Source organism: Thermus sp. CCB_US3_UF1, from assembly GCF_000236585.1.
In the GTDB taxonomy this organism is placed as follows: domain Bacteria; phylum Deinococcota; class Deinococci; order Deinococcales; family Thermaceae; genus Thermus.
Genome location: NC_017278.1, coordinates 1,862,052 through 1,886,127 on the forward strand (window position 1 = coordinate 1,862,052; position 24,076 = coordinate 1,886,127).

Below are 24,076 nucleotides of genomic sequence, written 5' to 3' on the forward strand. Positions count from 1 at the left end.
TGTTCTCCCCTTTTCAAGATCCCCCTGCTTGGGCTTTCGCCCGCGCAGCAAAAGTCATGCTATCAACCCTCCTCCTTCTTGTCAACTCCCCCTAAGCGGCGGATCTCCTCAATGAAGCGCTCCACCGAGTCAAACTCGCGGTAGACGGAGGCGAAGCGGATGTAGGCCACGTGGTCCAGGTCGCGCAGGAAGGCCATGGCCTTGAGGCCGATCTCCTCGGAGGAGATTTCCGGGCCCGCCACCTGGTCTTCAAAGGTGTAGGCGAAGCGCCTCAGGGCTTCCTGGTCCACGGGCCGCTTCTCACAGGCCAGGAGGAGGCCCCTTAGGAGCTTATCGGGGTTGAAGGGTTCCCGGCGCCCGTCCCGCTTGACCACCATGAGGGGCTCCAGCTGGGTGCGCTCGTAGGTGGTGAAGCGGCGGCCACAGCCTGGGCACTCCCGGCGGCGGCGGATGGCCGCCCCCTCGTCGGAGGGGCGGGAGTCCACCACCCGGGTATCGGGGTGGCCGCAGTAGGGGCACTTCATGGGATTTCCCGCAGGAGCTCGTAGACCTCGGGGGCAGCGGGCGGCTCGGGGAGCTGGACCTCCAGGACCACCCCCCGGATCCCCTCGGAGACCATGGAACCCAGGCCCAAGGCCGCCCGGACCAAGGCCTGGTCGTAGGCCTCCCCCACGGGATCCCGGGAGGGGACCACCCCGTTCACCCGCACCCCGGGGAAGGTACGGCTGGCCCCTTCAATAAGACCCTCCACCGCCTTGCGCACCGAGAGGGTATGGGGCTCCATGCGGACCGCGGGGGGGAGGACCAGGGTAACGAACCCACCCCCGGCCAGGTGGCGGAGGCCCTGCTGCAGCACGTAAAGGCTGGATTTCACGTCCTGGCTCATGAGGTCGTACCACTCCCCCTCAAGAAGCTCCACAAAGGGGGTCTTGCTTTCCGCGGTGGTCACGTGGACGATGCCGTCCAGAAGTCCATAGAGTTCCTCCACCTTTTCAAAGGTGCTGGTCACGTCCAAGACCACGCTCATGTCCCCGCGGATGGGGATGGCCGTGGCCCCCAGGGCCTCCACCTCGGAGGCCACGGAGGTGGCCAGCTCCACGTCGGGGTCCACGGCGATGACCGTGGCCCCGTTGCGCCCGTAGCCATGGGCGATGGCCCGCCCGAAACCGCGTCCGGCCCCGGTCACCATGACGATCCGCCCCTCGAGGCCCAGAAGATCCCGTGACATCAGGCCCATTGTACGGGAAAATGAGGGCATGGCCCGCATCCGCGTGGCAGAGGGGGATATCACCGAGTTCCAGGGGGACGCCATCGTGAACGCCGCCAACAACTGGCTGAAGCTGGGGTCCGGGGTGGCGGGGGCCATCCTGCGCAAAGGAGGGGCCTCCATCCAGGAGGCCTGCGACCGCATCGGCCCCATCCGGGTGGGGGAGGCCGCAGTGACGGAGGCCGGCCGCCTGCCCGTGCGCTACGTGATCCACGCCGCCGTCCTGGGGGATATGCCCGCCAGCCTGGAAACCGTGCGCCAGGCCACCCGGAGCGCCCTGGCCAAGGCGGTGGAGCTGGGCCTTAAGACCCTGGCCTTTCCCCTTTTGGGCACGGGGGTAGGGGGGCTACCCGTGGAGGCGGTGGCCCGGGTGATGCTGGAGGAGATCAAGCAGGCCCCCGATACCCTGGAGGTCACCCTGTACGGCTACCGCCGAGAGGACGCCGAGGCCATCCGCCGCGCCCTTTAGAGGGAGGATCCCCCTTCTAGGGGGCCCTCCCCTCCCCCTGGCCCTGGGGGGCTTCGGCCTTAGGGAAGTACCCCGCGGCCAGGGCCTCGAGGTCCCCCACCCCCACCTTGCCGTCCCCGTTCAGGTCCCCCTTGAGCCCCTGGCCCTCCTTGCCCCAGTTCTGGGCCAAAGCCCAAAGCTCGCCGAAGGCTTTACCCCGGGGGAGGGGCTGCCCCAGGGGCTTCCCCTCCTTGTCGTAGAGGACCACCCGGGGGCTCAACCTGGGGAGCACGGGCTTCTTGGGGGTGAGGAGGAGGCGGAAGGCCTCCTGGTCCTTAAGGGGCCGGGGAAAGGCCATGTCCAAGCGCAGGAGGCCCGTGGCGGGATCGTAGTCCAGGAGGTAGGCGGGGCCCACCCCCCGTAAGCCCTTCAGATCGGGTTCCAGATCGGCCAGGCCCACCTCCAGCTGGAAACCCACCGCCTCCCGCACCTCCACCCGGCCCAGAAGGAGGAAGGGGCCCTCCACCTGGGCGGGAGGGACCACCAGGGTGAGCCGGGGCGGCGGGGGGTCGGAAACCGTCAGGGTCAGCTTCTGCACCCGGCTGTTCTTGGCCCCGTCCTCCACGGTGAGGGTAAGGGGGAACTGGCCCTTTTCCCGGGGCACCCCCTGGATCCTCCCCCCCTGGAAGACGAGGCCCTGGGGCAGCTTGCCCTCCAGGGCAAAGGTGTAGGGCCGCACCCCGCCCTCGGCGCTGAAGAGGGCGGTGTAGCTCTCCCCCAGGTAGGCGGGGGGCAGGGTGGCGCCGGTAAGGCGCAAGGGCTCGGTTCCCACCCCCGTGGGGTCCTGGGCGCCGCAGGCGGCAAGGAGGAAGGCAAGGGGCCAGAACTTCCGCATAGGGCCAGTCTAGCGGGTATAGTTGAAGGCATGGTTAAGCCGGACTGGTGGATCCGGGAGATGGCCCAAAAGGGCATGATTGAGCCCTTTGAGGAGCGCCTGGTGCGGGAAGGGGTGATCAGCTACGGCCTCTCCTCCTTCGGCTACGACCTCCGCGCCGCTCCGGAGTGGAAGATCTTCACCAACGTCTTCTCCACGGTGGTGGACCCCAAGGGCTTTGACCCCCGGAGCTTCGTGGAGTACGAGGGGGAGGAGGTCATCATCCCCCCCAACTCCTTCGCCCTTACCCGGAGCATCGAGTACATCCGCATGCCGGAAAACGTGATCGCCATCGCTTTGGGCAAGAGCACCTACGCCCGTTGCGGCATCGTGGCCAACGTCACCCCCCTGGAGCCGGGCTGGGAGGGGCACGTCACCCTGGAGATCTCCAACACCACCCCCTTGCCCGCCAAGGTCTACGCCGGGGAGGGGATCGTGCAGATCCTCTTCCTGGAGGGCCCCAGGCCCGAGGTCACCTACAAGGACCGCAAGGGCAAGTACCAGGGGCAGAAGGGCATCACCCTGCCCCGGGTGTAGGCTATGGGGGTGCGCGCGTTTCTCCTCTCCCTCCTCTTCCTCCTTGGCGCCTGCAAGGGTGAGAGCATGAAGCCCCTTCCCTACCTTTCCCCGACCCCGGTCCGCAGCTTCAAGACCCCCGAGGCGGTGCTGGAAGCGGGCAAGGACTACTACGCCCGCCTCAAGACCACCAAGGGGGAGATCCTCCTGGACCTCCTGGAAAAGGAAGCCCCCAACACGGTGAACTCCTTCGTCTTTCTGGCCCTCCACCGCTACTTTGAGGGCGTGGTCTGGCACCGGGTCATCCCCGGGTTCGTGGCCCAGACCGGGGACCCCACGGGCACGGGCCGGGGCGGACCGGGGTACGCCTTTGGCCTGGAGATCGCCCCGGGCCTGGCCTTTGACCGGGAGGGAATGGTGGGCATGGCCCGCACCCAGGACCCCAACTCCAACGGGAGCCAGTTCTTCATCACCCTGGCCCCCACCCCCCACCTGACCGGGCAGTACACCCTCTTCGCCAAGGTGGTGGAGGGGATGGAGGTGGTGCGCCGCCTGGCCCCCACGGAGGGCCCGGGGGCGGGGGGCGAGCGGGACAGGATCCTGGCGGTGGAGATCCTGGTCAAGGAATGATCCCCGAGGGCACCCGCTTCCTCCTTCCCCCCGAGGCCCGGCTCAAGGCCGGGCTCATGGCCCGGCTGCAGGGGCTTTTCCTGCACCACGGCTACGAGCCCGTGGAGCTCCCGGCCCTGGAGAACCATGATCCCGCCCATCCCCTGGCGGAGCGGGCCTTCAAGCTGGTGGACAAGACAGGGGAGGTGCTCTTCCTGCGGAGCGAGTTCACCACCCTCCTGGCCAAGCTCCTCCGCGGCCAGTTGGGGGAAGGGGTCTACCGCTTCCAGTACGCGGGAGCCCTGTGGCTTAGGGAAGCGGACGCGGAGCTGGGCCGATTGCGGGAGTACACCCAGGTGGGCCTCGAGCTCATCGGGGCCACGGGCCCCCTGGCCGACGCCGAGGTCCTCTACCTGGCCTTCGCCGCCCTGGAGGCCTTGGGCATTGAGGGGGTGGTGGAGGTGGGCCTTCCCGGCCTGGTGGGGGAGGTGCTGAAGGCCTCGGGCCTGCCCAAAGAGGCGCAAAGGGCCGCCCAGACCGCCATCCACCGCAAAAACCTCCCCGAGCTCCAAGCCCTTTTGGCCCGCCACCCCGTGCCCGAAGAGGCCCGGAAAACCCTCCTGGCCCTGCCCGACCTCTACGGGGACAAGGAGGTCCTGCAAGAGGCCAAGGGCCTGCCCCTGCCCAAGCGGGCGCAAAAGGCCCTGGCCGACCTGGAAAGGACCCTGGAGCTCCTGGAGAAGCCGGTGCTTTTGGATCTGGGCATGGCCCGGCGCTACGAGTACTACTCGGGCATCTTCTTCCGCGCCTACACCCCGGGGTTCGGCCTCCCCCTCCTGGGGGGCGGGCGGTACGACGGGGCGCTTCTGCCCCGGGCCGCGGGCTTCGCCCTGGGGGTGGAGCGGGTCCTGGAGGCCCTGAGGCCTGTGGGCAAGGAGGAGCCCCCGGAGGTCCTGGCCCTGGACCTTAAGGCCCTGCGGCGCTTCGCCGGGGAGAAGCGGGTGGAGCTTTTCCACGGGGAGGACCCCCTGGCCTACGCCCGCTCCCGGGGCATCCCCTACCTGGCCCAAGGGGAGCGGCTTTGGAGGGCGGAATGAGGCGCTACCTCCTCACCATCGCCCTGCCCAAGGGGCGGATGTTCCAGGAAGCCTACCAGGCCTTGAAGGAAGCCGGCCTGGAGCTTCCCCCGGTGGAGGACGAGCGGGCCCTCCTCCACGGGAAGGAGGGGGGGATTGCCCTTCTGGAGTTGCGCAACAAGGACGTGCCCGTCTACGTGGATCTGGGCATCGCCGAGGTGGGGGTGGTGGGGAAGGACGTGCTTCTGGACTCAGGCCGCGACCTCTTTGAGCCCGTGGACCTGGGCTTTGGCGCCTGCCGGCTTTCCCTCATCCGCCGCCCCGGGGACACCTCCCCCATCCGCCGCATCGCCACCAAGTACCCCAACTTCACCGCCCGCTTCCTTAAGGCGCGGGGCCTGGTGGCGGACGTGGTGGAGCTTTCCGGGAACATCGAGCTGGCGGCGGTTACGGGCCTGGCCGACGCGGTGGTGGACGTGGTCCAGACCGGGGCCACCCTAAGGGCAGCGGGGCTCGTGGAGGTAGAGGTTCTGGCCCACTCCACCGCCCGCCTGGTGGTGAACCGCCAGGCCCTAAAGCTGAAGCGCTCGCTTTTGAAGCCCCTCATCGCTAAGCTAAGGGGACGTGACGGAGGCCCGTAGAAAGCGAATAGAAGATGTCCTAAAAAGGCGCCAGCCCGACCTCACGGTGCTCCTGGAAAACGTGCACAAGCCCCACAACCTCTCGGCCATCCTGCGTTCCTGCGACGCCGTGGGGGTCCTCGAGGCCCACGCGGTGAACCCCACGGGGGGCGTGCCCACCTTCAACGAGACCAGCGGGGGCAGCCACAAATGGGTCTACCTCCGGGTGCACCCGGACATCGCCGAGGCCTTTCGCTTCCTTAGGGAGCGGGGCTTCCGGGTCTACGCCACCGCCTTGAGCCGGGAGGCCCAGGACTACCGGGAGGTAGACTACACCCAGCCCACGGCCATCCTCCTGGGGGCGGAGAAGTGGGGGGTTTCCCCGGAGGCCCTGGCCCTGGCGGACGGGGCCATCCAGATCCCCATGCTGGGCATGGTGCAAAGCCTCAACGTCAGCGTGGCCGCAGCGGTGATCCTCTTTGAGGCCCAGCGGCAAAGGCTAAGGGCGGGGCTTTACGAGAGGCCCCGCCTGGACCCCGAGCTGTACGCCCGGGTGCTGGAGGATTGGCTCAGGAAATGACGTAGGTGAGCCAGCCCTCGTACTCCGGCCTGAGCCCCCGGACCGCCTCCAGGTAGACCTGGCGAAGGCGCAGGGTGATGGGCCCGGCGCTCCCCGTGCCGATGGGCCGCCAGTCGATGGCGGACACCGGGGTTACCTCGGCGGCGGTCCCGGTCATGAAGACCTCGTCGGCCATGTAGAGCTGGTCCCGGGTGGCCCGCACCACCTGGACCTCATAGCCCAGGTCCTTGGCGATGCGGATCACAGAGTCCCGGGTGATGCCCTCGAGGTTCACCGAGTGCTCTAGGGCGTAGACCACGCCGTCCCGCACGAAGAAGAGGTTCTCCCCACTCCCCTCGGCCACATACCCCTCCTCGTCCAGGAGCAGGGCCTCGTCGGCCCCAGCGGCCACGGCCTCCATCTTGGCCAAGGCCGAGTTCACGTAGTTCCCGCCCACCTTGGCCTTCCCCGGCATCACGTTGGCGGGGAAGCGGGCCCAGGAGCTGGTGATGAGCTTGGCCCCCTTCCTCACCGCCTCCTCCCCCAGGTAGGCCCCCCACTCCCAGGCGGCCACCATGACCTCGGCGGGGTTGTTGGGCAGGGGGTTTACCCCCAGGGCCTTGGCCCCCATCCAGGCCAGGGGCCGGATGTAGCAACTCTTGTAGCCGTTTTGCCGCACCACCTCCAAGATGGCTTCCTCCAACGCCTCGGGGGGGAAGGGGATCTCCATGCGGAGCACCTTGGCCGAGTGGTAGAAGCGCCGCACGTGCTCCTTCAGGCGGAAAACGGCAGGGCCCTTGGGGGTCTCGTAGGCCCGTATCCCCTCAAAGACGCTGGTGCCGTAATGGAGGGCGTGGCTCAGGACGCTGGTCTTGGCCTCCTCCTGGGGCAGGAGCTGGCCGTTCATCCAGATGAGCCCGGCCTTGATGTGCACGTCGCCGCCCTTGGCCTCCGGCTTGGTCATGGCGAACCTCCGCCCCCATCATACCCCTTGAGGGCCCGGAAGACCGCCCGGGCCTCCTCGGCCAGGGCCAGGGCCACCCGGGCCTTGAGGCTCCCCTCCCGTAGGAGAAGGTAAACGGTGCGGCCCGCTCCCGGGGGGCTTAGGGGGCGCAGGTGGGCCCGTTTGGCTGGGGGTAGGGTCCAGAGGGCCACCTCGGGCAGTAGGGTCAACCCCCCCACCTCCTCCACCAAGAGGACTAGGGTTTCCAGGTCCCCGCTTTGGAACTCCACCCGCCTGCGGCCCAGGCTGGGGCGGCAGACGGAAAGGATCTGGTCGCGGAAGCAGTGCCCCTCGGAAAGGATCCAGGTGTCCTCCAGGGGTATCTCCAGGGGGTGGATCTGGGCCCGGGCGTAAAGGGGATGGCCCGGGGCCACGTAGGCCCAAAAGGCCTCCGAGAAAAGGGCCAGGGCCGTCAGGCCGGGGACCCGCTCCTCCGTGCCCACCAGGCCCGCATCCAGGCGGCCCTGGGCCAGCCCCTCCAGGATGCCCGGGGTGAGCTCCTCGCGCACGGAGACCTCGAGGGCAGGAAACCGCTCCGCAAGCCGGGGCAACAGCCGGGGGAGGAGGTAGGGGGCCAGGGTGGGGATGACCCCGATGCGGAAGGGCCCCTGAAACACCCCCTCCTCCCCCCGGGCCAGGGCCTTGAGCCTCTCCACCTCCTCTAGCACCCGGCGGGCCTGGGCCACCACCGCCTGGCCCACCTCCGTGGGCCTGCCCTCCCTCCGGTCAAAGAGCCTTACCCCCAGGGCCTCCTCCAGCTTGCGGATCTGGACGCTGAGGGCGGGCTGGGTCAGGTAGACCCGCTCCGCGGCCCGGGTGAAACTCCCCTCCTCGGCCAGGGCCACCAGATAGCGCAGCTGGTCCAGGCTTGGGTTCATAACTTAATTTTATCTCTTAGGCATAAAAAATCTATTAGACTTATACCTCCCGGGCCGCCTAAGGTAAAAACCGCCTAGCCCCCAAGGGGCCAGGCAGGAGGTGAAAGGATGTTTCTTAGGATAGACCGCCTACAGATTGAACTGCCCATGCCCAAGGAGCAAGACCCCAACGCCGCCGCCGCGGTGCAGGCCCTTCTGGGGGGGCGCTTCGGGGAGATGTCCACCCTGATGAACTACATGTACCAGTCCTTCAACTTCCGGGGGAAGAAGGCCCTCAAGCCCTACTACGACCTCATCGCCAACATCGCCACCGAGGAGCTGGGGCACATCGAGCTGGTGGCCGCCACCATCAACAGCCTCCTGGCCAAGAACCCGGGGCAGGACCTGGAGGAGGGCGTAGACCCGGTGAGCGCCCCCCTGGGCTACGCCAAGGACGCCCGCAACGCCGCCCACTTCATCGCCGGCGGGGCCAACAGCTTGGTGATGGGAGCCATGGGGGAGCATTGGCACGGGGAGTACGTTTTCACCAGCGGCAACCTCATCCTGGATCTCCTGCACAACTTCTTCCTGGAGGTGGCCGCCCGTACCCACAAGCTGCGGGTCTACGAGATGACGCCAAACCCCGTGGCCCGGGAGATGATCGGCTACCTCCTGGTGCGGGGCGGGGTGCACGCCGCTGCCTACGGCAAGGCCTTGGAAAGCCTTACCGGGGTGGAGATGACCAAGATGCTCCCCATCCCCCGCATCGAGAACAGCAAGATCCCCGAGGCCAAGAAGTACATGGACCTGGGCTTCCACAAGAACCTCTACCGCTTCAGCCCCTCGGACTACCAGGACCTGGGCCTCATCTGGAACGGGGCCTCCCCCGAGGATGGGAGCCCGGTGGTGGTGGTGGATGGGCCTCCCCAGGGCGGCCCGGTCTTTGACCTTGGCCACGACGCCGCGGAGTTCGCCCCCGAGTTCCACCCGGGCGAGCTTTACGAGATCGCCAAGAAGCTCTACGAGAAGGCCAAGTAAGGCCCCAAAGCGCCCTGGCCGGGCCTGGCCCGGCCAGGGCTAGGCTGCCCCGTACCGCCCCCCGGGCAAGGCTTGGGCCAGCCCCTTGAGCTCCAAAAGGGTCAGCAGGGCCAGCACCCGCTCCGGGGGAAGGCCCAGGGCTTGGGCCAGGTCCTCGGGAAGGGCCTCCCCCTTCTGCAGGAGGGCGTGGAGGGCCGCCTCTTCAGGGGAGAGGCCCAAAGCCTCCCTGGGCCTGGGGGTAAACCCCAGGTAGGAAAGGACATCCTCCGGGGCCAGCACGGGGTAGGCCCCGTCCTGGATCAGGCGGTTGGCCCCCAGGGACCCCTCGTCCGTGGGCCGCCCCGGCACCGCCAAGACCTCCTTGCCCAACTCCAGGGCGTAGCGGGCGGTGATGAGGGCCCCGGAGGCCAAAGGGGCCTCCACCACCACCACCGCCCGCACCAGGCCGGCGATGAGGCGGTTGCGCCGGGGGAAGAACTCGGGTTTGGGCCCGGTGCCGAAGGGAAACTCGGAGAGGAGGTCCATCCTTTGCGCCAAGGAGCGGTGCTCGGGCGGGTAGATCCGGTCCAGGGCGCTCCCCAAAACCCCGAGAGTCCGCCCACCCCCCTCCAAGGCCCCCAGGTGGGCCTCCCGGTCCACCCCGCGGGCCAGGCCGGAAACCACCCAAACCCCCGCCTCGGCCAGCCCCCGGGAAAGCCGGCGGGTGAAGGCCAAGGCCCAGGGCGAGGCCCGCCGGGTGCCCACCAGGGCCACGGCCTTTTCCTCCTCGGGCAGGGTGCCTTTCAGGTAGAGGTGGGTGGGGGGCTGGGGCAGGCGCTTGAGGCCTGGGGGGAAATCCTCCTCCCAAAGGCCAAGGAGGCGCACGCCCAGGGCCTTGGCCCGGTTTCGCTCCTCCTCGGCCCGTTGCCTGGCCAGGGGCCAGGCGGCCAAGGCCTGGGGGAAACGCTCCCCTAGCGCCCGCAAGGGGTCTTCCGTGGAAAGGAGCTCCTGGAGCCGCTTGGGCCCGATCCCGGGCAGAAAGGCCAGGGCCAGGGGATCCACGGCGTGCAGTATACTGAAAAACCTGGAAGCTCCGGCCCCTGCCCTCAAGGGCAAATCCCAAGGGGCCGGGATCACCTGAAGCCATGGAAGAGAAAACCCATTCCGGATTTGTGGCCCTGGTGGGCAAGCCCAACGTGGGCAAGTCCACCCTGCTCAACAACCTGCTTGGGGTCAAGGTGGCCCCCATCAGCCCCAAGCCCCAGACCACGCGGAAGCGCCTTCGCGGCATCCTCACCGAGGGCCGCCGGCAGATCGTCTTCGTGGATACCCCTGGCCTGCACGAGCCCGCGGATGCCCTGGGGGAGTTCATGGACCGGGAGGTGTACGAAGCCCTGGCCGACGTCAACGCCGTGGTCTGGGTGGTGGACCTCCGCCACCCCCCCACCCCGGAGGACGAGATGGTGGCCAAGGCCCTGAAACCCCTGGCGGGCCAGGTGCCCATCCTCCTGGTGGGGAACAAGCTGGACGCGGCCAAATACCCCGAGGAGGCCCTGAAGGCCTACCATGCCCTCCTGCCCGAGGCCGAGGCCCGGGCCCTCTCCGCCCTGGACGAGCGCCAGGTGGCCGGGCTCAAGGCCGAGCTCCTGGCCCTCCTGCCCGAAGGCCCCTTCTTCTACCCCGAGGGCTTCGCCAAAAGCGACCAGGACTTCGGCGAGTGGGTGGCGGAGATCGTGCGAGAAGAGGCCATGAAGCGCCTGTGGCACGAGGTGCCCTACGCGGTGGCCACAAAGACCGAGGAGGTGGCCGAACGGGAAAACGGGATCCTCTACATCAAGGCCATCCTCTACGTGGAGCGCCCCTCCCAAAAGGCCATCGTCATCGGGGAGGGGGGAAGGAAGCTTAAGGAGATCGGCCAGGCCGCCAGGAAGCAGCTGGAGGTGTTCTTGAACCGCAAGGTCTACCTGGACCTCGAGGTCAAGGTCTACCCCAACTGGCGCAAGGACCCCGAGGCCCTGAGGGAACTGGGCTACCGCTCCTCCCTAGAGTAAGCCCCTGCACCCCGGATGGGCCCTTCCCCTTTAGCATGAACCTATGCCCTGGCTCCTGCCTCAAGCCATTGCCCCCTTGCACCAAAAGGCCCTGGACCGCTTCCTGGGAAGCCTCACGGAAAGGCTTTCCGACCCGGGCGTGGACCGGAACGCCCTGGTGCGGGAGGAGCTGGCCCGCCTCCTCTATGGACGGCCCTATGAGGAGCTTTTGGAGGTCAACCCCTTGGCGGCCATGGCCCTGGACCCCGAGGGGATCACCTTTGAGGCGGAGTACTACGCCGCCACCGACCCGGAGAAGTTCCGCCGGGTGAAACCCCTCCTCTGGTTCTGGAAGGTGCTGGACCTCACCCCCCTGGGCCAGTCCGTGCACTCGGGGGTGGCCCTACGGCGGGCCCTGGCCCCCTTCATCTTCAAGCGGGTAGGGAAAAACCCCAAGTTTTTCCAGAATGTGGAGTTCTCCGTGGGGTACAACCTGGAACTGGGGGACGACGTGGTGGTCCACCGCTACGTGCTCCTGGACGATATTGGGGGCATCAAGATCGGGGACCGCACCTCCCTTTCCGACTACGTGAACGTCTACAGCCACACCCACCACGTCCTGGCCTCCCCCGATGTAACCCTGAAGGAAACGGTGATCGGCAGCGGGGTGCGCATCACCTACCACGCCACCATCCTGGCCGGGGTGCGCATCGGGGACGACGCCATGGTGGGCACGGGGGCCGTGGTCACCCGGGACATCCCCCCCCACGCCATCGCCCTGGGCATCCCCGCCCGGCCCGTGCGCTACAAGGTGCGCCACGACTGCCCCTACTGCCGCAAGGGGGAACCCCACCCCTCAGACCTCATCCCCCGCCTGCCCGACCGCAAGGGCAACCCCGACTACCCCGACTTCCTCCCCCCTGGCTTTGGCACCCGGGAGGCCTAGATGTGGACCAAGGAGGAGCTGGACCGCTACCACCGGCAGATGATCCTGCCCCAGGTGGGGCCCGAGGGGCAGGCCAGGCTGAAGGGGGCCTCCGTGGTGGTGGTGGGGGCCGGGGGGCTTGGGGTGCCGGTCCTCCTCTACCTGGTGGCCGCGGGGGTGGGCCGGGTGGGGATCGTGGAGATGGACCGGGTGGAGGTTTCCAACCTGCACCGCCAGGTGCTCTACACCACCGAGGACGTGGGCAAGCCCAAGGCCCTGGCGGCCAAGGAACGGCTCCTTGCCCTCAACCCCCTGGTGCGGATCGACACCTACCCCCTACGCCTGACCTCGGAGAACGCCCTGGAGGTCCTCAGGCCCTACGACCTGGTGGTGGACGCCTCCGACAACTTCCCCACCCGCTACCTGGTCAACGACGCCTGCGTGCTCCTGGGTAAGCCCTTGGTGTACGGGGCCATCTACCAGTTTGATGGCCAGGTGGCGGTCTTCCACCACCCCACGGGGGAAGGGGAGATGGGGCCCTGCTACCGCTGCCTCTTCCCCAAGCCCCCACCCCCAGGGTCCGTGCCCTCGTGCGCCGAGGCCGGGGTCTTCGGGGTGCTGCCCGCGGTGGTGGGAAGCCTCATGGCCGCCGAGGCCCTGAAGGTCCTCCTGGGCCTGGGCCAGCCCTTGGCCGGGTACCTCCTCCTCTATGAGGCCCTCGAGGCGGGCTTCCGCAAGCTCAAGCTCCGCCGCAACCCCACCTGCCCCGTGTGCGGGGACCACCCCACCCAGCGGGAACTTGTAGACTACGAGGCCTTCTGCGGCCTATGAAGACCCCGCCCCAGGCTCAGGGCTGGGGCGGGGTCCCTAGGGCGGCTAGGCCCGGGCCTCGAGGGGCACGTAGGGCCGGTCCAGCTCGCCGATGTACTTGGCGTCCGGGCGCAGGAGGCGGTTGTCCAGGGCCTTGTACTCCAGGATGTGCCCCACCCAGCCGGAGATGCGGGCCACGGCGAAGATGGGGGTGAAGAACTCCAGGCCGAAGCCCAGGTCGGAGTAGACCACCCCGGAGTAGAAGTCCACGTTGGGGTAGATGCCCCGGGGGTTCAGGACCTTCCCCGCCTCCTCCTCCACGATCTTAAGGATCTGGTACTCGGTGGAGTGGCCGTGGGTTTCCGCCACCCGCCGGGCCAGCTTTTCCAGGACGCCCGCCCGGGGGTCAAAGGCCTTGTAGACCCGGTGGCCCATCCCCATAATGCGCTCCTTCTTGGCCAGCTTCTCCCGCACCCAGTCCCGGGCCCTCTCCGGGGTACCGATCTCCCGGATCATCTTCATCACCGCCTCGTTGGCCCCGCCGTGCCGGGGCCCCTTGAGGGAGGCCACGGCGGCGGTGATGGCGGAGTAGAGGTCGCTCTCGGTGGAAAAGGCGGCGATGGCGGTGAAGGTGCTGGCGTTAAAGCCGTGCTCGGCGTGGAGGATGAGGGCCGCATCCATGAGGCGCTCCTGCTCCGGGGAGGGCTCCTGGCCGCTGGCCATGTAGAGGAAGTTGGCCGCGTGGGAGAGGTCTTCGCGGGGCGGAATGGGCTCCTTCCCCTCGCGGAGGCGCTTGTTGGCGGCCACGATGGTGGCGAACTTGGCGATGAGGTCCAGGCCCTTCTCGTAGAGGGCCTCCTGGGAGATCTCCGCCTCCTTGGGGTCCAGCATGCCTAGCTCGGAGACTGCCGTGCGCAGGAAGCTCATGGGGTGGGCGGTGACGGGGTAGCGGCGGAAGGACTCCAGGAGGTGAGGGGGCAGGGCCCGCCTCCGGGCCAGTTCTCGCTGGAAGGTTTCCAGCTCTTCCCCCTTGGGAAGTCTGCCGTGAAGGAGGAGGAAGGTGGTCTCCTCAAAGGTGCTTTTCTCCGCCAGCTCCTGGATGGGGATGCCGTAGTAGTAAAGACGCCCCGCTTCCCCGTCGATGAAGCACATGCGGCTTTCCGTGAACAGAACGCCTTCCAAACCGCGGGCCACTTCCATAGCTTCCTCCTTTTCCGCACCCCAAGGGTGCTTCCTCCCCATCATACAGGGAGGTACAGGGGGGAGGCTCAAAGGGCGTCTTCCTGGAGGATCAGGGTCTTGAGGTAAAGGCTTTCGGGAACGTGCAGGCTCCAGGGGTGGTCCTGGGGCTGGTGGGTGAGGGCGTGGACCCGCAGGCGGGCCCCCCGGTCCGCCGCCGCCCGCCGGGCCACCTCCAACAGGTCTTCCACCTTGAGGTAGTAGCTGCAGGCGGAAAGCCAAAGATAGCCGCCAGGGGCCAGAAGGCGCAGGCCCTCCCGCACCAGGTCCACCAGGTGGCGCTTCATGGGGGGAAGTTCTTCGGGGCGCTTCACCAAGGTGGGCGGGTCCAGGAGGACGTAGTGGAAGGGGCCTTCCAGCCCTTTGAGAACGGCCAGAGCCTCCCCTTGGCGGATGTCCACCCTCAGGCCGGCGCGAAGGGCGGCCCGGTCCAGAACCGCCAGGGCCTCGAGGTCCTTGTCCACCGCCAAGGCGTAGGCCCCCTTACGGGCAGCCCGCAAGGCGAAGCCCCCTACGTAGCTAAACACGTCCAGGACCCGCTCCCCGGGCCGCACCATGGCCTCCAAGAGGCGGCGGTTTTCCCGCTGGTCCAGGTAGAAGCCCGTCTTCTGGGCCAGGGCCAGGGGAATGGGAAAGGTGAGCCCGTCCTCCTCCACCTCCAAGACCTCGGGTACCTCCCCAAAGACCACCCCCACCCGCTCAGGCAGGCCTTCCTGCCGCCTGGCCTCCACGTCACTCCGCTCGTAGACCCCTTGGGGATTCACCGCCTCCAGCAGGGGGGGAAGCCAAACCTCCCGCAGGGCCTCCATCCCCCGGGTGCGCACCTGGAGGACCAGGACCCCGCCGAAGCGGTCCACCACTAGGCCCGGAAGCCCATCCGCCTCCCCGTGGACCAGGCGGTGGTTGGGGCCCAGACCCTCCCGCTTGCGCAAGGCGCGCTGGAAACGCCCCAGGAAAAAACGGCGGTCCAAGGGGCCCCGGTCAAAGCGGTAGGCGCGGAAGGGCACCCGGGAATGGGGGTCAAAATAGCCCACAGCCAGGACCTCCCCGTCCTCGGTCACCGCTTCGGCCACGCCCGCCTCCCCTGGGGCCTCCAAGATCTCGTCCCGATAGAGGTTCGGGTAGAAATTTTTCAGCTTGCGCTCCTTACCCGGGCGCACCACCAGCCGCAACACCCCTCCAGCTTACCCCCAACCCCAGCCCGAAGGCCCCGTGGTATGCTCCTCCCATGAACCGAAAGCGCTGGCTGGCCCTTTTCCTCTTCCTCCTGGTGGTGGCCCTGGCCCTGGTGGGGGTGGGCCGCCTCACCCGGCCCCAGGAAGGGGAGGCGGTCTGGCGGGAAACCCCGGTCTACGGCCAAGGGGAAAGGGTTCTCCTCCTCGAGCTTTCGGGCAGCATTCCCACGGGCAAGGCCCTAGAAGACCTTCTTTCCCAGATCCGCCAGGCCCAGAAGGACCCGGGCATCAAGGCCGCCGTCCTGCACGTGGAAAGCCCCGGGGGCGGGGTCACGGAAACCGAGGCCCTCCATCGGGCCCTCAAGGCCCTGGCCCAGGCCAAGCCCCTGGTGGCCGCCTTCGGCTCGGTGGCCGCTAGCGGGGGGTACTACGTGGCCCTGGCGGCGCGGGAGATCGTTACCCCCCCCACCGCCCTCACCGGCTCCATCGGGGTCATCTCCGTCATCCCCGAGGTAGAGGGACTCCTGGAAAAGCTGGGAATAAGGGTGGAGGTGCTCAAGGAAGGGAAGCTCAAGGACATGGCCTCCGGCCTCAAGCCCCTCACCCCCGAGGAGCGAACCGTCCTCCAGGGCTATATGCGGGAGGCCTACGAGCTCTTCCTGCGCCGGGTAGCGGAAGGACGGAACCTGCCCCTGGAGAAGGTGCGCACCTTGGCCGATGGGCGGATTTATTCCGGGAAACAAGCCGTGGCCCTAGGTCTGGCCGACCGGGAAGGTTATCTGGAGGACGCGGCCAGCCGGGCTGCGGAACTGGCTGGTCTCAAAACCTTCCGCCTGGTGCGCTACCGCAAGCCCAAGGGGCTCCTCGAGGGGCTTTTGGGGGATAGCCTTCCCCTCAGCCTGGCCGGGGGGGAGACCCAGGCCCTTTGGGGGCTTCTGGAAAGGAGCCGCTTCCGCCTGGAATACCGTTACCCCGGAGGGGGTCTATGGTGATCGCCAGCCCCTGGCGCCGCTTGGCGGCCTCCCTCATGGACGGCCTCATCCTGGTGCCCCTTAGCCTTTTCCTCCTGGCGCTCGCGGGCATCCCTCCCCTGGAGGGAGCCCCAGGGTTCTGGGACGATCTGCTTTTCAACTGGCTCCCCAGCTGGGCCTACTACACCGCCTTCACCGCCCTCTACGGGGCCACCCCGGGAAAGATGCTCCTGGGGCTTCGGGTGGTGCGCACCGATGGCCAACCCATGGACTGGACCACCGCCCTCATGCGGGAAGTGGTGGGCAAAACCCTCTCCACCCTTCCCCTCCTTCTCGGCTACCTCTGGGCCTTCTTCCACCCTCGGCGCCAAGCCTGGCACGACCTGATCGCCGACACCCTGGTGGTGCGGTTGGGCCAAGAAAACGCCTAGGCCCCGGATTTACCGGGGCCCCTTTGGTGGGCGATGGTGGACTTGAACCACCGACCTCACGCTTATCAGGCATTTAGAAGGGTTCCGTTATTCTGTGAGGGCTTACGGGAAGTCCCTTCTGTATCGTCACTTACTTCCGGTATAGCATAGGTCTTTCCGGGTATTTCCGAACCCAACTGCAGTAATAACTGCCGTAGTACCCACGTGCACACACCACACACATCCCTTGTAGCAATCCCATGGGCTGACAAGCTATCACCAGGTTACGAGAACAAGGTAAAGCCCCCTGGGGTTATCCAAAACCACACGAATGCTTTCTCCTGCTTGATAGGAAGGTAGCCAGACCAAGGCTGACTCCAGGTATCTGAGGTTCAGGGAAATGGACCCGGTTTGGAGGCTAAGGGCAGGTATCTGGGATATACCTGTTGAGGCAAGGACGCTATCCCTTGGGAAGTGGAGACCCAAAGAAACTCCAGCCGGGGTATCGTCCAAGGCCAGGGAAAGGTGGGTTAGGGTTAGGGTGAGGGGTTCCGCGAGACCAACAAGTCTCTGGTGGGGGCTGAGTTCAGGCCTCTGCCTGCTCTGGTAGACCGCTTCGATCAGACGTTGCTCATATCCCTCGCCATGCCTCAGGTGCATCCAGTAGTGCCAGAGGCTAGAATAGGTGTAGAAGCAACCGTTCAGATATAAGGTGCCCTGGGGTTGAGACGTCAGACACTGCGCGATATCCCTCCAACGCTCTTCTACCCCCATCGCCGCATCCGAACCCACCCTTTTGAGACGGAATAGCTCTGCCTGCCCTTCAGAGAGGAACCCTACGTAAGAGTCGTGGATGCTTTGAGGAGCGTTTCTCCTATAGGCGTGGGCTGCCTGAAGGAGGTGGATGGTCTCGTGGATGATGTTTCGGGGGAACCAAGTGGAAACAAGATAGTCCGTCCCCGACCCCTGGGCACAAGGGAAATAGACTATCTCCGAGCGGTTGGGGTTTGAAGGGTGCAGATCGCTTGAAGAGAAGAAGGCAAACCCAAGCCCCCAACTCTGCGCTATGGTTGTGCTTAGGTAGACAATAACCCTGCGGTTACCGTCAAAATCCGGAGGTTCCCCCATCAGCCGAACCAGCTCTCGGTATACGGGTAGGGTGTTGGCTTCTATCCTCTGGTACTGCTCGGATGTGAAGCACCTGGGGTGCGGTCCACCAGACGGTGAGGCCTCCTCATAGAAGAGGAAACTCTCCCCCTCGTAGGCCAACACGCCCTCGGTATCCACGTACCCTCCCTCCACATACACCCTGAAAGGGCGCCTCTGTTGGGGTGACCTAGGGGGTGCCTGGTAGGGGCTGCCCCATCTCTCTGGGGCAAAGGTAGTTGGGGAAGGCAAGTTATGAGGTGTTAAGCTGCTCGCCGGAAATCCCCCACGCTCTATTCGCACGTTGAAAACGGTATCCCAGTAGTCCTGGTTGGACTGTATAGCCTCTGAGAAGACCATGTTCGGAGTTAGGGCCATAAGGAGGTTCTGTCCAGGAGAGGAAACTTGAACGGTCAGGACGCCCCCCTGAAATTGCTCTGGGCGGTAGTACCAGACTCTAGGCTGGCCAGGTGACATGGCCTGGTTGATAGTGAGTTGTAAACTTTCAGTACGGATTAAAGACCCAGAAGCAGCTCTTAGGGTTAGGACGTACATCCCTGGCGGGGTAGTGCTCTCGGTCTGAAGGGTAAGCGTGTACCTTGAGGGGGTTGTGCCCACATTCACGCGCTCAGGCTGAAGGGTGACGCCGCCTGGTGCTCCTTGAACGCTCAATTCGATGGACCCGCTGAAGCCGCCGGAAGGGTTGACAGTAAGTTGGAGCTGTCCGGACTGGCCTTGGACTAGGCTTAAGGACCTGGGCTCTAGGGCAATAGTGAAGTTAGGTTGGGCAGGGGAGGTAACCGTTAAGCTTAAAGACGCGCTTCGAGCTATGTTCCGGTCAGGGGAAACTGCGCGAAGAGAAAGAGTATACCTTCCGGGCTGAAGGGTCTGGGCCGCAGAAAAGGTCAATACTTGCTGGACAGGAGTTGGACCAGACACGACGAGGCGGTCAGGAGAAAGGAGTATGCCAGAAGGAGCCCCTATGAGTTCAAGGTGAACCTCTCCAGCAAATCCTCCCAAGGGGGTAAGGGTAAGTTGGGCCTGTACCCTACCTCCTTGAGGCACGGAAAGATCATCTGGTTCAAGGCGGATGGCAAAGTCAGGAGACGGTAGGTTGCCGTCTTTAGAGGCCACAGTGATGCGTAAATCCACCGCATCGCTGACCGTTCCAGAGCGCGCTTCTAGCCTCACGGAGTAAGTACCTGTCGGTGCACTAGAAAGGACAACCAGGGTGAGGGTGGTCTGCAAAACCCCGCCGGAGGAAAGCTGCACAGAGTTGGGTGTGAGGGCAACGCCCAGGGGAGCATCTCTCAGAATGAGAAAAACTTCTCCACTAAAGCCATTTTTGGGAGCAATGGCTAGCACCAGTTGACGGCTCTCCCCTTGAGGTATGACCAACGAGGTGGGATTGACCGAAATGGAAAAGCTAGGGGAGGATGCTGGAGAAGACTGGGTGCAGGCTGCCAGGAGGGAAGCTAGTGTGAGCGCAAAAGCACACCTCCACAAAGCGTGTGTGTGTAAACCCCGGCTGATAGACATATCCCCACTTTAAGGCTAATCTGGACTCCCCCCTAAAGTCAACCCAGCCTCTAGCAGTGGAGTAGCGTTACTCAAAACTTGCACTTATCCATTCCCTCTCAACCCTATGCAACCGGGGCACTTGAAAAGGGCTGCGGGTTTCCCGTCTGATGACGGGTGCCATGCCCACAGCCCAGTACCTACTCTCGGCCATCCTAGCCCTTCTGCCAAGCCCCCACCTCCAGGAGTCCCTCAAAGCCCTCCTCCTCCTGCTTTTGCAGGGCCACGGCAAAGCCAGACCCCAGCACAGCCAGACCAAGTCCGCCTCCGCCCTCTCCCGCTTCTTCAACCGGTATGCCTGGCCCACCCGCACCCTCATCCGCCTCGCCCGAAGGGAGGCGGAAAGGGCCCTGGACCGCGCCAGGCCCAGACGGGGTCCCAAGCCCAGGCTCCTGGTGGTCCTGGACCTGGTCACCCTGGAGAAGCGGGGCCTCTTCAGGGCCCTGCCTCTCTCCTTCTTCCACGGCAAGTGGGGCCTCCACCTGGGGGTGGTCTACCTGGTCCACGGCGAGCTCCGCATCCCCTGGAGCTACCGCGTATGGCGGGGCAAGGGGGAAAAGAGCCTCTCCCTCCTGGCCCTCAGGCTCTTAGCCTCCCTGCCCCCTTGGATGCGGAAGGCCTTCCGGGTGCGGGTGGTGGCCGATACCGCATTCGGCACCATCCGGTTTTTGCGGGGGGTCAGGGAGCTGGGATTGGAGGCGGTGGTAGGGATGCGGCGGGACCGGAGGCTCTGGGGAGGGGAGAGGCTTGCGGACCTCAGACGCCAGGGGAGTCGGGTCCACCTGCGGGGGGTTTCTTTCCCCCTTTGGGCCTTCCGCTACCGCTACCCTCTGCCCGGTGGGGGATGGGAGTGGCGGTATGGGGTGGCTACCTTTCCCGCCAGCCCGCGCACCCTGCTGGTGTGGGGGAGGCGGCGGTTTAGCATCGAGCACTTCTTCAAGGCCATGAAAAGCGAGTTCTCCCTGGGTCAGTTTGGGCAGCGGACGGCTTTGGGGGTGCACCGTTTTCTGGTGCTTTCCCTCCTGGCCTACCTGCTGGCTCATTTCCAAAAGTTCTGGGGAGGGCTCTCTGGGCTCTCTACCCCTATCCCTCTGTACCCCTCGGCGGAAGTCCAATAGGGGCAGTTGTGTCTCAGGCGGGGGCAAAAGAAGGTGGGCCAGCCCGAGATAGAGCTTCTCGGCCAGTTTGAGAGCTTGAGGATAGCTAGGAAATTCCTCCCCAGAAAGCCACTTCTCAACCCTTTCTGCCTTCACCCCAAGAGCCTGGGCTAGATCAGAAACCTTTAGGCCCGCTCTCCGCATAGCCCAATCCAAGGTTTCCCGCTGGATAGGTATCTCGACTGGCATCTTCCTAAAGAAGTAGGACTGTTTATCCCCCAGCCTTGGGTCGTGTCAAGAGTTATGTGTAAGAGTCTGTGTACGGGGGGCATACCGCTCCTGAAGCATCTTCTCCAGCACCTCCTTCACCTCCGAGAACCCCTTTAGTTTCCGTTCTGCCCACCTCCCTTCCTGCCTCTCCGACTCCAGGTAAAGAAGCTTGTACACCGCCTCTTCCTTAGGAAACTTGTGGTCCCGCACCTTCGTCCCCCGCCGCACTTCCCGGATAAACCGCTCCATCAGGTTGGTGCTCCGCAGGTACGGCCAAAGCACCTTGGGGTACCCGTAGAACCGCAGGAAGGCCCCCGAATCCTGTACCCAAAGCCCCACCACCCCCGGGTACCGCGAACCCCAGGCGGCCTTCACCTCCTCCAAGGCCCCAAGAGCTTCTTCCCGGCTCTCCGCCCCGTACACCCGCCTCAGGTCCTCCGCCAGCAGGCCCCGGTCCCGCGCCCGCACCTGGGACAGGCTCCACCGCACCCCGTGCACCACGCACCGCTGCCATTCCGCCTGAGGGTAGACCCTGCGGATCGCTTCAGGAAGCCCGGGCAGCCCGTCGGTGATGAAGAGCAATACCCGCCGCAGGCCCCGCTGCCAAAGCTCCCCCAGGACCCCCTCCCATCCCAGGGCGCTCTCCGTGGGCAACAGCCAAAACCCCAGGACCCGCCTCTCCCCATTAGGGGCGATGCCCAGGGCCACATACACGCTTTCCCGTACGATCCCTTCTCCTTCCCTGAAGACCTTTAGGGAAAGCCCGTCCAGGTAGACGAAGGCCATCTCCTCGGGCAAAGGCCGGGTGCGGAAGGCTCCTGCCGCCTCCAGGACCTCGTCCGTCAGGGCGCTCAGGGTCTCGTGGGAGTAGCGGTGGCCTAAGAGCAGGCTCAGTATCTCGGCCGCCTTGCGCTGACTGACCCCGGCGGCGTAAAGGGCTACCGCCACTTCCCCCACGTCCACCAGGCGGCGGACGTAGGGCTTAAGGAAAGCCGGGTAATACCGAGATTCCCGATCCCTAGGGACCTTCAGGTCCACCTGGCCGAAGGTGGTCTCCAGCTTGCGGGGGTAGTAGCCGTTCCTGCGGCCTCCGTGCACCTGCAAGAAGGCCGTCCGGTCCAGCTCCAGAACCGTCTGCAGAACCTCGGCTACTGTCTCCCGCACCGCTTCCCTCAGCAAGATCCGCAAGGTATCCTGGTCCACGGGGCACCTCCTCGTGCTAAGGTGTGCCCCCCTATTAAACACGGACCCTTACACATAAATCCTTACACGACCAGCCTTGAGCCGCCCTACGCGCCCCTCAACTTTGCCAGGTTCTCGAAGAGAAGATCCCTATTAACAAAGCTCGAGAACCCTCTGGGAGTAGAGGGTGTGCCCCGGCCTTTGTTCATGCTCAGCATAGCGTGAATGTGGGCGCCGCACAAGCCCCTTAAGCCTCCACGAAAATCCAGGCAGAGCTTGCTGAAGCCCGAGATCCATCCTGGTGTTCAGCTACCCAGCCAGAACCCAGGGTAGCGCCCAGCCTTGGGAAGAGGGGTTACGCTAGGGGAAGGCCATGGAGCCATTGGCGTCACCTCTCCCCCTACCCGAGACCGAGCTACAGGCCCTCTGCCGCCGCTATCGGGTGAAGCGGCTTTCCCTCTTCAGTTCGGCGGCCAGGGGGGAGCTTGGGCCCCAAAGCGACGTGGACCTCCTGGTAGAGTTTGAACCCGTCTAGTGGAGTTTGAACTCGAGGCCGCCGTGGGCTTCCTGACCCTGGCCCGGATGGCACGGGAGCTGTCCGAGCTCTTGGGCCGTCCCGTGGGCCTGGTCCCGCGGAGCGGCTTGAAACCCATCCTCCGTGATAGGGTACTAGGCGAAGCTAGCCTTGGCAACCCTGTTCCTGAGTTAAACTAAGCCTCATGAAGGCGAGTAGGGCCGCCCAAAACCACTCCCCTCTCCTGGCCCCAGACCCTAGGGACCGCCCCCTCTACTCTCTTCGAGAAGCAGCCCGTTATCTGGGTCTATCGGAGTCTACCCTACGCTCCTGGATCAGGGGCCGGACCTATCCGAAGGCGGGAGGACAGGAAAGGTCCCTGCCCCTAATAGAGACACCCGGCAACGGGTCGCAGCTCTCCTTCTTCAACCTTGTGGAGGCCAATGTCCTGGCAGCCCTGCGCCAGATCCACCGGATCCCCATGCAACGTATCCGCAGGATGATTGACTACGCCAAGGAAGCCTTGGGGAAACCTAGGCCTCTCCTCCTGGACTTGGAAGCAGGGTTGGGTGACGTTTTTTTGAGGCAAGGGAAAGAGCTTCTGGCCCTGACCCGGGCTGGGCAGTTGGCCTTGCAGGAGGTGTTGGAAAGCTACCTTTCCCGTGTGGACAGGGACGAACAGGGCATCCCCCTGCGCTTCCACCCCGCTGTTGGGACCCGGCTACGGGGCGAGAAGGTAGTTCTGGACCCAAGGGTAGCCTTTGGAGCCCCTACCGTACGTGGGGTGAAGACCTCGGTCATTGCCCTGCGCTTCAACGCCGGAGAAGGTTTGGAGGAGATCGCAGAGGATTACGGTCTGGGGAAGGAAGAGGTGAGGGAGGCGTTGGTATTTGAGGGCATGGGTGCAGATACCTACGCGGCATGAACCCCGAAGCAGCCCCTGGCCAACCGATTTTCTTTTGCGACCGCAACCTAGGCAAGGGATTTCCCCAGCGTTTACGAGAGCTAGGGCTTGAGATCAAGGCCCATGATGAGCTTTTTTCTCCCGACACTCCCGATGAGGAGTGGATTCCTCAGGTCAGCGCTCAAGGATGGGTGATCCTCACCCTTGATGCCCAACTCCGCTACCGTCCAGTGGAAAGGACTATCCTTCGCTCATTCGGCGCCAGGGTTATCCTCTTCACTCAGCCCAAGCAACCGGAACGTGGCTGGCTTCTGCTCCTAGCAGAGGAGTTTGCCCAAGCCCAGGGAAAGGTCACTCGTTTCCTAGAGCAAACCTCTGCGCCCTTTGTGATCCGCTTCAGTGTAGACCCAAAAAAGCGAGGGAGCAGGAGGTACCAACTCTTTCCTTTGAAGCTCGGATCCGACACCTAATCTCAGGATGAGGTACGAAGAACCGAATTGGGATGGCGGGGGTGAAATTTGGAGCCCCACAGCATGCGATTGCTTCTTAGCACCTTGGAAACCTTGCCCGTGGCTGTGAACTGCGTTGAACAGTCTCCGTTAGTTTCCGGATATAGGCCAGCCCTAGCCATCAAGGAGGTGCCTCATGCTTGTCTTCGCGGATTCTCCAACTGACCTCAGCACAACTGGGAGAGGAGAGGGAGAGGTCAGGGACATACATCCTCAACTGCCGTAGAAACTGCCGTAAAAACCCTCCCCGCCTTGCTTCCAAGGCGGGGAGTTTTGGCTTTGCATCGTGGTGGGCGATGGTGGACTTGAACCACCGACCTCACGCTTATCAGGCGTGCGCTCTGACCAGCTGAGCTAATCGCCCCCGCACGCAAAGATTAGCTTAGCTAGAGGCGGGCTTTCCGTCAAGA

The 24,076-nt window shown here is 65.2% G+C and carries 26 protein-coding genes and 1 tRNA gene; 16 read left to right on the forward strand and 11 right to left on the reverse strand.

The genetic code is table 11. The features are described 5' to 3' along the window. Positions 1-62 precede the first annotated feature (62 nt). The gene (gene nrdR, locus TCCBUS3UF1_RS09250; RefSeq protein WP_014516245.1) at positions 63-524 is read right to left on the reverse strand and encodes a transcriptional regulator NrdR; all 462 of its coding nucleotides are present in this window, start codon (positions 522-524) and stop codon (positions 63-65) included. Beyond that, positions 521-1,228: an SDR family NAD(P)-dependent oxidoreductase gene (locus TCCBUS3UF1_RS09255; RefSeq protein WP_014516246.1), complete on the reverse strand. Its 708-nt coding sequence runs from the start codon at positions 1,226-1,228 to the stop codon at positions 521-523. Before TCCBUS3UF1_RS09255 ends, nrdR begins: the two co-directional genes overlap by 4 nt. Positions 1,229-1,256: 28 nt before the next feature. Between TCCBUS3UF1_RS09255 and TCCBUS3UF1_RS09260 the strand changes: the two genes are divergently transcribed. After that, positions 1,257-1,736: a macro domain-containing protein gene (locus TCCBUS3UF1_RS09260; RefSeq protein WP_014516247.1), complete on the forward strand. Its 480-nt coding sequence runs from the start codon at positions 1,257-1,259 to the stop codon at positions 1,734-1,736. A gap of 16 nt (positions 1,737-1,752) precedes the next feature. Here TCCBUS3UF1_RS09260 and TCCBUS3UF1_RS09265 read toward each other — a convergent pair whose 3' ends face one another. Then, positions 1,753-2,610 carry an Ig domain-containing protein gene (locus tag TCCBUS3UF1_RS09265; RefSeq protein WP_014516248.1) on the reverse strand — a complete coding sequence of 286 codons (858 nt, stop codon included), beginning with the start codon at positions 2,608-2,610 and terminating at the stop codon, positions 1,753-1,755. 30 nt (positions 2,611-2,640) lie between these two features. Between TCCBUS3UF1_RS09265 and dcd the strand changes: the two genes are divergently transcribed. The 5 genes from dcd to trmH are packed head-to-tail and all read left to right on the forward strand — an operon-like array spanning position 2,641 to position 6,050. After that, the gene (dcd, locus tag TCCBUS3UF1_RS09270) at positions 2,641-3,186 is read left to right on the forward strand and encodes a dCTP deaminase (protein WP_014516249.1); all 546 of its coding nucleotides are present in this window, start codon (positions 2,641-2,643) and stop codon (positions 3,184-3,186) included. Positions 3,187-3,189: 3 nt separating this feature from the next. Continuing rightward, complete coding sequence (locus tag TCCBUS3UF1_RS09275) at positions 3,190-3,795, forward strand: peptidylprolyl isomerase (protein WP_014516250.1); 606 nt, start codon at positions 3,190-3,192, stop codon at positions 3,793-3,795. After that, complete coding sequence (locus TCCBUS3UF1_RS09280) at positions 3,792-4,871, forward strand: ATP phosphoribosyltransferase regulatory subunit (RefSeq protein ID WP_014516251.1); 1,080 nt, start codon at positions 3,792-3,794, stop codon at positions 4,869-4,871. Before TCCBUS3UF1_RS09275 ends, TCCBUS3UF1_RS09280 begins: the two co-directional genes overlap by 4 nt. Then, entirely contained in the window at positions 4,868-5,491 is a 624-nt protein-coding gene (hisG, locus tag TCCBUS3UF1_RS09285) for an ATP phosphoribosyltransferase (RefSeq protein WP_014516252.1), read from the forward strand. The genes TCCBUS3UF1_RS09280 and hisG overlap by 4 nt, the downstream gene beginning before the upstream one ends. Further along, on the forward strand, positions 5,475-6,050 hold the full coding sequence (gene trmH / locus TCCBUS3UF1_RS09290; RefSeq protein ID WP_014516253.1) for a tRNA (guanosine(18)-2'-O)-methyltransferase TrmH: 576 nt from the start codon (positions 5,475-5,477) through the stop codon (positions 6,048-6,050). Before hisG ends, trmH begins: the two co-directional genes overlap by 17 nt. On the opposite strand, the gene TCCBUS3UF1_RS09295 is transcribed toward trmH, so the two are convergent. Then, positions 6,040-6,993, reverse strand: coding sequence for a branched-chain amino acid transaminase (locus TCCBUS3UF1_RS09295; protein ID WP_014516254.1), 954 nt, complete (start codon positions 6,991-6,993; stop codon positions 6,040-6,042). The two genes, trmH and TCCBUS3UF1_RS09295, sit on opposite strands and share 11 nt — an antisense overlap. Beyond that, complete coding sequence (locus TCCBUS3UF1_RS09300; protein ID WP_014516255.1) at positions 6,990-7,910, reverse strand: hydrogen peroxide-inducible genes activator; 921 nt, start codon at positions 7,908-7,910, stop codon at positions 6,990-6,992. The genes TCCBUS3UF1_RS09295 and TCCBUS3UF1_RS09300 overlap by 4 nt, the downstream gene beginning before the upstream one ends. 108 nt (positions 7,911-8,018) lie before the next feature. Between TCCBUS3UF1_RS09300 and TCCBUS3UF1_RS09305 the strand changes: the two genes are divergently transcribed. Further along, positions 8,019-8,927: a manganese catalase family protein gene (locus tag TCCBUS3UF1_RS09305; protein WP_014516256.1), complete on the forward strand. Its 909-nt coding sequence runs from the start codon at positions 8,019-8,021 to the stop codon at positions 8,925-8,927. Positions 8,928-8,966: 39 nt separating this feature from the next. On the opposite strand, the gene dprA is transcribed toward TCCBUS3UF1_RS09305, so the two are convergent. After that, positions 8,967-9,968, reverse strand: a complete 1,002-nt coding sequence (dprA, locus tag TCCBUS3UF1_RS09310) for a DNA-processing protein DprA (protein ID WP_014516257.1) — start codon at positions 9,966-9,968, stop codon at positions 8,967-8,969. Positions 9,969-10,051: 83 nt separating this feature from the next. On the opposite strand from dprA, the gene era reads away from it, so the two are divergent. Genes era through TCCBUS3UF1_RS09325 form a run of 3 tightly spaced genes read left to right on the forward strand, consistent with a single transcriptional unit; the run spans position 10,052 to position 12,692 of the window. Next, entirely contained in the window at positions 10,052-10,957 is a 906-nt protein-coding gene (gene era, locus TCCBUS3UF1_RS09315) for a GTPase Era (RefSeq protein WP_014516258.1), read from the forward strand. Between the two features lie 43 nt (positions 10,958-11,000). Further along, positions 11,001-11,882 carry an acyltransferase gene (locus tag TCCBUS3UF1_RS09320; RefSeq protein WP_014516259.1) on the forward strand — a complete coding sequence of 294 codons (882 nt, stop codon included), beginning with the start codon at positions 11,001-11,003 and terminating at the stop codon, positions 11,880-11,882. Then, positions 11,883-12,692, forward strand: a complete 810-nt coding sequence (locus TCCBUS3UF1_RS09325) for a molybdopterin-synthase adenylyltransferase MoeB (protein WP_014516260.1) — start codon at positions 11,883-11,885, stop codon at positions 12,690-12,692. Between the two features lie 45 nt (positions 12,693-12,737). Here TCCBUS3UF1_RS09325 and TCCBUS3UF1_RS09330 read toward each other — a convergent pair whose 3' ends face one another. Both TCCBUS3UF1_RS09330 and TCCBUS3UF1_RS09335 read right to left on the reverse strand, forming a co-directional pair. Further along, positions 12,738-13,871, reverse strand: a complete 1,134-nt coding sequence (locus TCCBUS3UF1_RS09330) for a citrate synthase/methylcitrate synthase (protein ID WP_014516261.1) — start codon at positions 13,869-13,871, stop codon at positions 12,738-12,740. Between the two features lie 68 nt (positions 13,872-13,939). Then, entirely contained in the window at positions 13,940-15,085 is a 1,146-nt protein-coding gene (locus TCCBUS3UF1_RS09335; RefSeq protein WP_041433866.1) for a class I SAM-dependent rRNA methyltransferase, read from the reverse strand. Between the two features lie 53 nt (positions 15,086-15,138). Here TCCBUS3UF1_RS09335 and sppA point away from each other — a divergent pair, with 53 nt between their 5' ends. Both sppA and TCCBUS3UF1_RS09345 read left to right on the forward strand, forming a co-directional pair. After that, positions 15,139-16,077, forward strand: coding sequence for a signal peptide peptidase SppA (gene sppA / locus TCCBUS3UF1_RS09340; protein WP_014516263.1), 939 nt, complete (start codon positions 15,139-15,141; stop codon positions 16,075-16,077). After that, positions 16,071-16,487, forward strand: a complete 417-nt coding sequence (locus TCCBUS3UF1_RS09345) for an RDD family protein (protein ID WP_014516264.1) — start codon at positions 16,071-16,073, stop codon at positions 16,485-16,487. Before sppA ends, TCCBUS3UF1_RS09345 begins: the two co-directional genes overlap by 7 nt. 255 nt (positions 16,488-16,742) lie before the next feature. Here TCCBUS3UF1_RS09345 and TCCBUS3UF1_RS11820 read toward each other — a convergent pair whose 3' ends face one another. Next, the gene (locus tag TCCBUS3UF1_RS11820) at positions 16,743-17,738 is read right to left on the reverse strand and encodes a hypothetical protein (protein WP_155983290.1); all 996 of its coding nucleotides are present in this window, start codon (positions 17,736-17,738) and stop codon (positions 16,743-16,745) included. A 1,574-nt stretch (positions 17,739-19,312) separates the two neighbouring features. On the opposite strand from TCCBUS3UF1_RS11820, the gene TCCBUS3UF1_RS09350 reads away from it, so the two are divergent. Further along, complete coding sequence (locus TCCBUS3UF1_RS09350; RefSeq protein ID WP_014516266.1) at positions 19,313-20,308, forward strand: transposase; 996 nt, start codon at positions 19,313-19,315, stop codon at positions 20,306-20,308. 273 nt (positions 20,309-20,581) lie between these two features. Here TCCBUS3UF1_RS09350 and TCCBUS3UF1_RS09355 read toward each other — a convergent pair whose 3' ends face one another. Beyond that, positions 20,582-21,802: an IS256-like element ISTth4 family transposase gene (locus tag TCCBUS3UF1_RS09355; protein WP_014514494.1), complete on the reverse strand. Its 1,221-nt coding sequence runs from the start codon at positions 21,800-21,802 to the stop codon at positions 20,582-20,584. Positions 21,803-22,112: 310 nt separating this feature from the next. Here TCCBUS3UF1_RS09355 and TCCBUS3UF1_RS12190 point away from each other — a divergent pair, with 310 nt between their 5' ends. The 3 genes from TCCBUS3UF1_RS12190 (at position 22,113) to TCCBUS3UF1_RS11900 (ending at position 23,627) form a co-directional block, all read left to right on the forward strand. After that, positions 22,113-22,274, forward strand: coding sequence for a nucleotidyltransferase family protein (locus TCCBUS3UF1_RS12190; RefSeq protein WP_014516267.1), 162 nt, complete (start codon positions 22,113-22,115; stop codon positions 22,272-22,274). A 184-nt stretch (positions 22,275-22,458) separates the two neighbouring features. Continuing rightward, the gene (locus TCCBUS3UF1_RS12450; protein ID WP_369791720.1) at positions 22,459-23,178 is read left to right on the forward strand and encodes a DUF433 domain-containing protein; all 720 of its coding nucleotides are present in this window, start codon (positions 22,459-22,461) and stop codon (positions 23,176-23,178) included. After that, positions 23,175-23,627, forward strand: a complete 453-nt coding sequence (locus TCCBUS3UF1_RS11900; RefSeq protein WP_081477233.1) for a hypothetical protein — start codon at positions 23,175-23,177, stop codon at positions 23,625-23,627. Before TCCBUS3UF1_RS12450 ends, TCCBUS3UF1_RS11900 begins: the two co-directional genes overlap by 4 nt. 326 nt (positions 23,628-23,953) lie before the next feature. Here the strand turns inward: TCCBUS3UF1_RS11900 and TCCBUS3UF1_RS09370 are convergent. Further along, a tRNA-Ile gene (locus TCCBUS3UF1_RS09370) sits at positions 23,954-24,030 on the reverse strand. Positions 24,031-24,076 lie beyond the last annotated feature (46 nt).

Bases quoted from the DNA above. Each gene is read 5' to 3' on its own strand.
- nrdR (WP_014516245.1), bottom strand. From the start codon at position 524: ATGAAGTGCCCCTACTGCGGCCACCCCGATACCCGGGTGGTGGACTCC.
- TCCBUS3UF1_RS09255 (WP_014516246.1), bottom strand. From the start codon at position 1,228: ATGTCACGGGATCTTCTGGGCCTCGAGGGGCGGATCGTCATGGTGACC.
- TCCBUS3UF1_RS09260 (WP_014516247.1), top strand. From the start codon at position 1,257: ATGGCCCGCATCCGCGTGGCAGAGGGGGATATCACCGAGTTCCAGGGG.
- TCCBUS3UF1_RS09265 (WP_014516248.1), bottom strand. From the start codon at position 2,610: ATGCGGAAGTTCTGGCCCCTTGCCTTCCTCCTTGCCGCCTGCGGCGCC.
- dcd (WP_014516249.1), top strand. From the start codon at position 2,641: ATGGTTAAGCCGGACTGGTGGATCCGGGAGATGGCCCAAAAGGGCATG.
- TCCBUS3UF1_RS09275 (WP_014516250.1), top strand. From the start codon at position 3,190: ATGGGGGTGCGCGCGTTTCTCCTCTCCCTCCTCTTCCTCCTTGGCGCC.
- TCCBUS3UF1_RS09280 (WP_014516251.1), top strand. From the start codon at position 3,792: ATGATCCCCGAGGGCACCCGCTTCCTCCTTCCCCCCGAGGCCCGGCTC.
- hisG (WP_014516252.1), top strand. From the start codon at position 4,868: ATGAGGCGCTACCTCCTCACCATCGCCCTGCCCAAGGGGCGGATGTTC.
- TCCBUS3UF1_RS09295 (WP_014516254.1), bottom strand. From the start codon at position 6,993: ATGACCAAGCCGGAGGCCAAGGGCGGCGACGTGCACATCAAGGCCGGG.
- TCCBUS3UF1_RS09300 (WP_014516255.1), bottom strand. From the start codon at position 7,910: ATGAACCCAAGCCTGGACCAGCTGCGCTATCTGGTGGCCCTGGCCGAG.
- TCCBUS3UF1_RS09305 (WP_014516256.1), top strand. From the start codon at position 8,019: ATGTTTCTTAGGATAGACCGCCTACAGATTGAACTGCCCATGCCCAAG.
- era (WP_014516258.1), top strand. From the start codon at position 10,052: ATGGAAGAGAAAACCCATTCCGGATTTGTGGCCCTGGTGGGCAAGCCC.
- TCCBUS3UF1_RS09320 (WP_014516259.1), top strand. From the start codon at position 11,001: ATGCCCTGGCTCCTGCCTCAAGCCATTGCCCCCTTGCACCAAAAGGCC.
- TCCBUS3UF1_RS09325 (WP_014516260.1), top strand. From the start codon at position 11,883: ATGTGGACCAAGGAGGAGCTGGACCGCTACCACCGGCAGATGATCCTG.
- TCCBUS3UF1_RS09330 (WP_014516261.1), bottom strand. From the start codon at position 13,871: ATGGAAGTGGCCCGCGGTTTGGAAGGCGTTCTGTTCACGGAAAGCCGC.
- sppA (WP_014516263.1), top strand. From the start codon at position 15,139: ATGAACCGAAAGCGCTGGCTGGCCCTTTTCCTCTTCCTCCTGGTGGTG.
- TCCBUS3UF1_RS09345 (WP_014516264.1), top strand. From the start codon at position 16,071: ATGGTGATCGCCAGCCCCTGGCGCCGCTTGGCGGCCTCCCTCATGGAC.
- TCCBUS3UF1_RS09350 (WP_014516266.1), top strand. From the start codon at position 19,313: ATGCCCACAGCCCAGTACCTACTCTCGGCCATCCTAGCCCTTCTGCCA.
- TCCBUS3UF1_RS12190 (WP_014516267.1), top strand. From the start codon at position 22,113: ATGGAGCCATTGGCGTCACCTCTCCCCCTACCCGAGACCGAGCTACAG.
- TCCBUS3UF1_RS12450 (WP_369791720.1), top strand. From the start codon at position 22,459: ATGAAGGCGAGTAGGGCCGCCCAAAACCACTCCCCTCTCCTGGCCCCA.
- TCCBUS3UF1_RS11900 (WP_081477233.1), top strand. From the start codon at position 23,175: ATGAACCCCGAAGCAGCCCCTGGCCAACCGATTTTCTTTTGCGACCGC.